The organism is Paracoccus sp. S4493 (genome assembly GCF_000967735.1).
GTDB lineage: Bacteria > Pseudomonadota > Alphaproteobacteria > Rhodobacterales > Rhodobacteraceae > Paracoccus > Paracoccus marcusii.
Genome location: NZ_JXYF01000183.1, coordinates 1 through 6,474 on the forward strand (window position 1 = coordinate 1; position 6,474 = coordinate 6,474).

Consider the following 6,474-nt stretch of genomic DNA (forward strand, 5'->3'; position numbering starts at 1 on the left):
GTAAGCGGCGTCTGAACCCCACGTTGCGTGGCTGACGCGCTGCTGCGAAGTCCTTTTCATCGGCTGATGGGGAGTGCGTTTCGCAATGTGTGCCAAGAATTCGTTTCTCACCTCCCTGGGCGTGGAGATTTATGCCTCTGGTCATCGGCGGTGGCCGGATGAGGTGAAGGCTCGGGTGGTCGCCGATACACTGCAGCCGGGGGCCACGGTAAACGCAGTGGCGGATCACTATGGAGTGCAGCCGAACCAGGTATCGGCGTGGCGGCGGCTGGCCAAGCAGGGTAAGCTGGTGCTGCCAGCCATCTTGGCCGAAGAGCCGGTCTTTGCCTCGCTGGTGGTTTGCGATACACCGCCTGCTGTCCATTCCTACGACGGGCGCGCTGCAGACGAGGGGATCAGGATCATTATCGGGGAGGTGAGGCTTGAGCTGGCCGCGGACACGCCCGCCGTTCGGCTGGCCGAGATTGTCCGTGCTCTTGGAGCCGCGCCGTGCTGATGCCGTCGCAGGGCATGCGGATCCTGGTGGCGACCAAGCCGGTGGACTTCAGGAAGGGGCACGACGGATTGGCAGCCTTGGCGCAGTCGATGCTGGCGGAAGACCCCTTCACCGGCACGATCTTTGTGTTCCGCTCGAAGCGCGCCGACAGGCTGAAGATCCTGTTCTGGGACGGCAGCGGGCTGGTGATGGCTTACAAGCGCCTTGAGGCCGACAGCTTCACCTGGCCGGCCATCCGGGACGGGGCCATGACCTTGAGCCGAACGCAGTTCGAGGCGCTTTTTGCCGGCCTCGACTGGCGGCGGGTCCGACCTCTGGAAACCCCAAAGCCAGCCGTTTCAGAATGACCTGAATGCAATAAAAGCGTTCAACTACAGTCGGATCAGGGTATGATGACTTCATGTCCGCCGCTCCGTCCATCGACCTGTCCGCCATCCCCGAAAGCCAGCGCGCCGCTGTTCTTGCCGTGCTGAGGGAACGGGACGCGCTGCAGGAAACCAACCGGCGGCTGGAGCATCTGATCGCCGAGCTGAACCAGGTCTTGCATGGCAAACGCTCCGAGAAGCTGAACGACGACGAGCGTCAGCTGGCTTTCGAGGATCTGGAAACCGCGTTGGCCGAGGCCGAGACCCGGCAGGATGCGGAGACTGCGCCCCGCACGCCCCCGCGCCGGGCCGCCCGCCGCAATCGCGGGCATCTTCCGGAAAGCCTGCCCCGCGTAGAACGCGTGATCGAGCCGAGCAGTCTGCTCTGTCCGTGTGGCTGTGGTGAGATGCACCGCATCGGCGAAGACCGGACCGAGCGGCTGGATATCGTGCCCGCGCAACTGCGGGTCATCGTGACCGTGCGCCCAAAATATGCGTGCCGCAGGTGTGCAGAGGGCGTGACCCAGGCACCGGCACCCGCACACCTGATCGATGGCGGCCTACCCACTGAGGGCGCCTTGGCGCATGTGCTGGTCAGCAAATACGCGGACCATCTGCCGTTGTATCGTCAGAGCCAAATCCTTGCCCGCGCGGGCATCGAGCTTCACCGCAGCACGCTGGCTGATTGGGTCGGCACCGCCGCCTTCCACCTCGGTCCCGTGGTCGATCGGCTGACAGAGCACCTGAAGACGTCGAGCAAGCTGTTCATGGACGAAACCACGGCACCCGTGCTCGATCCTGGCCGAGGCCGGACGAAGACGGGCTACCTCTGGGCCCTGGCGCGCGATGACCGCTCATGGGGCGGGGGCGATCCGCCCGGTGTGGTCTTCACCTATGCGCCCGACCGCGCGGGCGAAACCGCAGAGCGCATCCTCCATGGCTTTGACGGCACCCTGCAGCTGGATGGCTATACCGGCTACAACCGTCTGACGCGTCCGTCCCGGACAGGCGGCGCACCGATCACCGTCGCTTATTGCTGGGCGCATGTCCGGCGAAAACTGAAGGAGATCTTTGATCGCGACGGCTCCAAGATCGCGGCCGAGGGCCTGTGCCGAATAGCCGAGCTTTACCGGATCGAGGCCGAGATCCGTGGCATGGACCCGGGCCAGCGGCTGTCGGCCCGCCAAGCGCGCAGTGCGCCGCTGATCGCCGCATTCGGGGAATGGCTGCAGCTGCAGTGTCGGCGCATATCGATGAGGTCGCGCCTCGGGGAGAAGCTGGCCTATATCCATCGTCACTGGGGCGGGTTGCAGACCTTCTTGCGCGACGGCCGGGTCGAGATCGACTCCAACAACGTCGAGAACCTGATCCGGCCGATCGCGCTGACGCGAAAGAATGCGCTCTTCGCAGGCCATGACGAGGGTGGCCGATCCTGGGCGCGCATCGCATCCCTGATCGCCACCGCAAAGGTCAACGGCGTCGAACCCTTCGCCTACCTCAAGGCAACCCTGGAAGCGGTGGCAGCCAGCCATCCTCAGGCAAAGATCGACGACCTGCTGCCCTGGAACTTCAACCCGTCAAGCTGAAACCAGGTGAGGCGGCGCCGCCGCTTACGAACATGATCATCTACGGAGTGGCGGCCTTGGCCGCCTGTCATCTTGCGGGCGTCATCCTGGGCGACCTGCTGGGGGTCCTGTTGGGCGTCCAGTCGAATGTGGGGGGCGTGGGCTTCGCCATGCTGCTCCTGATCCTGCTGACCGACTGGCTGCGCCGGACGGGCCGCCTGCCGCAGGCCTTCGAACAGGGGGTGCTGTTCTGGTCGGCCATGTACATCCCCATCGTGGTCGCGATGGCCGCCCAGCAGAACGTGGTCGCCGCGCTGGCGGGCGGCCCCTTGGCGATCATGGTGGGCATCGGCGCCACCGTCGCCTGCTGGGCGCTGGTCTCGGTCGTGGCCCGCATCGGCGGCCAGGACGAACCGCTGCCGCCCCTGACCGCGCAGGAGGGCTGATCCATGGAGATGATCGTCGAGGTTCTGGCCCGCAACGGCCTGGTCTTTGCCTTCCTGTTCGTGGGCGGCGTCATGTGGCTGTCCTATCAGCTGTCCGACCGGCTGACGGCGGGTCGGCTGCACGGATCGGCAGTGGCCATCATCATCGGTCTGATCCTGGCCTGGATCGGCGGCATGATGACCGGGGGCAGCCGCGGGCTGGCGGATGTGCCGCTGTTCACCGGGATCGGGCTGATGGGGGGCGCGATGCTGCGCGACCTGGCCATCGTCTCGACCGCTTACGGCGTCGACATGCGCGAGATCCGCAAGGCCGGCGCGGCGGGGGGCAGCGCGCTGGCCTTGGGAATCGTGGTGTCCTTCGCGGTGGGCGCGGCGATCGCGGCGGCCTTCGGCTATACCGATGCGGTCAGCATGGCGACGATCGGCGGGGGTGCGGCGACCTATATCGTGGGTCCGGTGACCGGCACCGCCTTGGGCGCCAGTTCCGAGGTCATCGCCCTGTCGGTCGCTGCGGGGCTGCTGAAGGCGGTGCTGGTGATGATCGGCACGCCGCTGGTCGCGCCGCTGATCGGGCTGAACAACCCGAAATCGGCCATGGCCTATGGCGGGCTGATGGGCACGACCAGCGGCGTGGCCGGGGGGCTGGCCGCGACCGACAAGCGGCTGGTGCCCTATGGCGCGATGACGGCGACCTTCTTCACCGGGCTGGGCTGTCTGATGGGGCCGTCGGTCCTCTATCTGGCGCTGCTGGCCGTGACGGGCTGACCGTCTCGACCGCCAGCACCACGAGGCCCAGCCCCGCGGCCAAGGCCCACAGATGCCACAGGATGGGCGCGATCTCGGGCAGGGTCGCGCCCATCTGCGTGACCCGCACCAGCCCGTCGATGGCCGCCGTCGACGGGATCAGCTGCGCCAGCGCGTTGAGATGGGCCGGGATCGCCTCGACCGGCCAAGCGAAGCCCGACAGGAAGAAGAACGGCATCCCGAGCGCCAGCAGCACGACCTGCACGACCTCGCCCCGCCGGAACAGCGCCGCGACCAGCTGCGCCAGAAACCCGGCCGCCAGCAGGAAGGGCAGGCCCAGCATCATCAGCGCCCCCGGCCCGCCCAGGATCGGCAGGCCATAGAGCACCGGCAGCACGATCAGATAGACCGGCAGCAGCCCCGCCCAGATGGCCAGCCACGCCCCCGCCCGGCCCAGCAGCCGCCAGACCGGATGGCCGGGCAGCGGCCCGCGCCGGGTCGCAGCCAAGGCCAGCCCCATCATCATCGTCTGCTGCAGGATCAGCACGAAGGCCGCGGGCAGCACATAGGTCGCGTAACCCGCGGCGGGGTTGAACAGCGGCACCTCGACCTGGACGGCCGGGCTGACCTGGGCGGTGGCCACGGCGCGGGGCGTGCCCTGGGCGATCAGGCGCCCGGCCTCGATCTCGGCGCCCATCTGGCGCAGGGGGACGGCGGCGCCCTGCATCACGCGCTGATACATCAGGAAATAGCTGGCATCGGCATAAAGCGCGACGGGGCTTTGATCACCGCGCAGCAGGGCGCGTTCGAACCCGTCGGGGATCAGCATGACGCCGTAGGCGCGGCGTTCGTGGACCAGCCGCGTGGCCTCGGCCATGTCGGGGGCGCGGTGGGTCAGGGCGACCGCCTCCGACGCGTCCACCCGCCGCGCCAGATCGGCCGATGCGGTGCTGCCGTCCTGATCGACCAGCACCACCGGCACGTCACGCAGCAGTTCGGCCCGATAGGGCAGCGGATAGATCACCGCATAAAGGATCAGCGCCAGCAGCACGATCATCCGCACCTGCTTGTCGCCCAGCACGGCGGCCAGTTCCGCGCGAAAGGCGGTGGCAAGCGGGCTCATGGCGCGGCCTCCTGCCGGGCCAGGCGCGACAGCTGCGCCAGGATCAGCGCCGCCAGAACGCCCGCGATCACCGCCAGCCACAGGACCGACATGGCGGATATGTCCAGCGGAGTCGCGCGCAGCGACTGGTCGATGCGCAGCTGGACATACCAAGTGCCGGGAATGGCCGCGCCCCAGGCCTGGGCCAGGGTCGACATCGCCTCGCGCGGGAAACCCAGCCCCATGAAGCCGAAGGCCGGCGCGGTGATCAGCGCGATCATGCTGGCCGCCCGGCCCATGTCGCGGGTCAGCACGAAGGCCAGCGCCCCGATCATCTGCGAGGCCAGCACGAACAGCACCGCCCCCAGGGCCATCAGCCACAGCGACCCGCGCAACGGCACCGCCAGCCAGCCATACAGCGCCACATCCGACAGGCCCAGGATCAGCAGAAAGATGACCGTATAGGGCAGGATCTTGCCCAGCATCGCGGGCAGGATACCGCCGCCCATGCGCATCAGCACGCGCGGATGCCGCCCCGGCCCGAAATCCAGCGACACCGCATAGGCGGTCGCGGCGGCGGCGATGATCTGCAGGACCGTGGGGATCAGCGCGGCCAGCAGGAAATGCACATAATCAAAGGCCGGGTTGAACAGCGCATGCGCCTGCATCGGGATGGGCTGCAGCGCGACCATGGCCTGCACGGGCGCCTCTCCTTGACCCTGGCGCACCGACAGGCGCAGGCCCGCCAGCGCCGTGTCGATGGCATTGCGGGCGCCGCGGGCGACCAGCGATCCGGCGCTCATGTGCTGGTTGTCGTAGAAGGTCACGATCTCGGGGCGCGCGCCCCGGGTGATGTCGCGTTCCAGATCGGGCGGCATCAGGACCGCGCCGCGCACCGCGCCCGAGACGATCAGCGACCGCGCCTCGGACAGGTCCGAGGCGCGATGGGTCACGGTCAGTTCGGGCGCCGCATCCAGCATCCGCGTCACGGCCCGCGACAGGTCGGATCGGTCCAGGTCGATCACCGCCACCGCCATGCCCGTGGGAATGCCCGCGCGAAAGATGCCGCCCAGAACCAGCAGCATGATCAGCGGCAGCACGATCACCAGCCCCGCCAGCGCCGGGCGGCGCGGCAGCAGGCGGATCTCGCGCGCCATGACGGCCAGCATGGCCCTAGCGGTCCAGCTGGATCAGCGCGGACATGCCGGGGCGCAGACCCTCCAGCGGTTCGACGGGCCGGGCGCGCAGTTCAAAGCTGCGCAGGTCGAAATCGCCCGTCGCGCGGGTGGCGCGCCAGCTGGCGAACTGGCCCTGCACGTTGATCAGGGTGATCTCGGCCTCGGCCTCAAGGTCCAGGGCGGGGATGCGGATCGTCAGCCGGTCGCCCATCTCCAGCCCCGCCAGCAGGTCCTCGCGCAGGTTGAAGGTGAACCAGGCCTGGTCCAGATCGACGATGGTGAACAGCGGCGCGCCGGGGCCGACATTCTCGCCCAGCTCGATCATCCGGCCCGAGACCTCGCCGGACCGGGGCGCAAAGATCTCCAGCTCGTCCAGATCCGCCTGGCGTTGGGCCAATGCGGCCTCGGCCTGGGCGACCTGGGCGGCCGCGACATCGCGTTCCTCGGGCGAGGCACCGGCGCGGGCCAGGTCCAGCTGCGCCTCGGCGGCCTCGACCCGGCCTGCTGCGGCATCCAGGTTGCGCGTCGACTGGTCCAGCGCCGCCTGCGGGCGCAGGCCCTGCTGCGACAGGCCCGTG

Annotated in this window: 8 protein-coding genes; 5 read left to right on the plus strand and 3 right to left on the minus strand. The window is 68.5% G+C overall.

Annotation, left to right across the window (positions count from 1 at the left end):
* Positions 1 to 73 precede the first annotated feature (73 nt).
* From TW83_RS16060 to madM, 5 genes are read left to right on the plus strand one after another with little or no spacing between them, the layout of a single operon-like run.
* Complete coding sequence (locus tag TW83_RS16060; protein WP_239441404.1) at positions 74 to 496, plus strand: transposase; 423 nt, start codon at positions 74 to 76, stop codon at positions 494 to 496.
* Positions 496 to 843, plus strand: coding sequence for an IS66 family insertion sequence element accessory protein TnpB (tnpB, locus tag TW83_RS16065; protein ID WP_084695240.1), 348 nt, complete (start codon positions 496 to 498; stop codon positions 841 to 843). Before TW83_RS16060 ends, tnpB begins: the two co-directional genes overlap by 1 nt.
* Positions 844 to 896: 53 nt before the next feature.
* A complete protein-coding gene (locus tag TW83_RS16070; RefSeq protein WP_045983791.1) occupies positions 897 to 2,447 on the plus strand; it encodes an IS66 family transposase in 1,551 nt (516 codons plus the stop codon).
* A 32-nt stretch (positions 2,448 to 2,479) separates the two neighbouring features.
* A complete protein-coding gene (gene madL, locus TW83_RS16075) occupies positions 2,480 to 2,872 on the plus strand; it encodes a malonate transporter subunit MadL (protein ID WP_045983792.1) in 393 nt (130 codons plus the stop codon).
* Between the two features lie 3 nt (positions 2,873 to 2,875).
* A complete protein-coding gene (gene madM, locus TW83_RS16080; RefSeq protein ID WP_045983793.1) occupies positions 2,876 to 3,637 on the plus strand; it encodes a malonate transporter subunit MadM in 762 nt (253 codons plus the stop codon).
* On the opposite strand, the gene TW83_RS16085 is transcribed toward madM, so the two are convergent.
* The 3 genes from TW83_RS16085 to TW83_RS16095 all read right to left on the minus strand — a co-directional run.
* The gene (locus TW83_RS16085; RefSeq protein WP_045983794.1) at positions 3,570 to 4,739 is read right to left on the minus strand and encodes an ABC transporter permease; all 1,170 of its coding nucleotides are present in this window, start codon (positions 4,737 to 4,739) and stop codon (positions 3,570 to 3,572) included. The two genes, madM and TW83_RS16085, sit on opposite strands and share 68 nt — an antisense overlap.
* Positions 4,736 to 5,887 (minus strand): ABC transporter permease, encoded by a 1,152-nt coding sequence (locus TW83_RS16090; RefSeq protein ID WP_045983795.1) that lies wholly within the window; start codon positions 5,885 to 5,887, stop codon positions 4,736 to 4,738. The genes TW83_RS16085 and TW83_RS16090 overlap by 4 nt, the downstream gene beginning before the upstream one ends.
* Before the next feature lie 4 nt (positions 5,888 to 5,891).
* Positions 5,892 to 6,474, minus strand: a 583-nt coding sequence (locus tag TW83_RS16095) for an HlyD family efflux transporter periplasmic adaptor subunit (protein ID WP_045983796.1), incomplete at its 5' end; no start/stop codon positions are given.

Bases quoted from the DNA above. Each gene is read 5' to 3' on its own strand.
- TW83_RS16090 (WP_045983795.1), bottom strand. From the start codon at position 5,887: ATGCTGGCCGTCATGGCGCGCGAGATCCGCCTGCTGCCGCGCCGCCCG.
- tnpB (WP_084695240.1), top strand. From the start codon at position 496: ATGCCGTCGCAGGGCATGCGGATCCTGGTGGCGACCAAGCCGGTGGAC.
- madM (WP_045983793.1), top strand. From the start codon at position 2,876: ATGGAGATGATCGTCGAGGTTCTGGCCCGCAACGGCCTGGTCTTTGCC.
- madL (WP_045983792.1), top strand. From the start codon at position 2,480: ATGATCATCTACGGAGTGGCGGCCTTGGCCGCCTGTCATCTTGCGGGC.
- TW83_RS16070 (WP_045983791.1), top strand. From the start codon at position 897: ATGTCCGCCGCTCCGTCCATCGACCTGTCCGCCATCCCCGAAAGCCAG.
- TW83_RS16085 (WP_045983794.1), bottom strand. From the start codon at position 4,739: ATGAGCCCGCTTGCCACCGCCTTTCGCGCGGAACTGGCCGCCGTGCTG.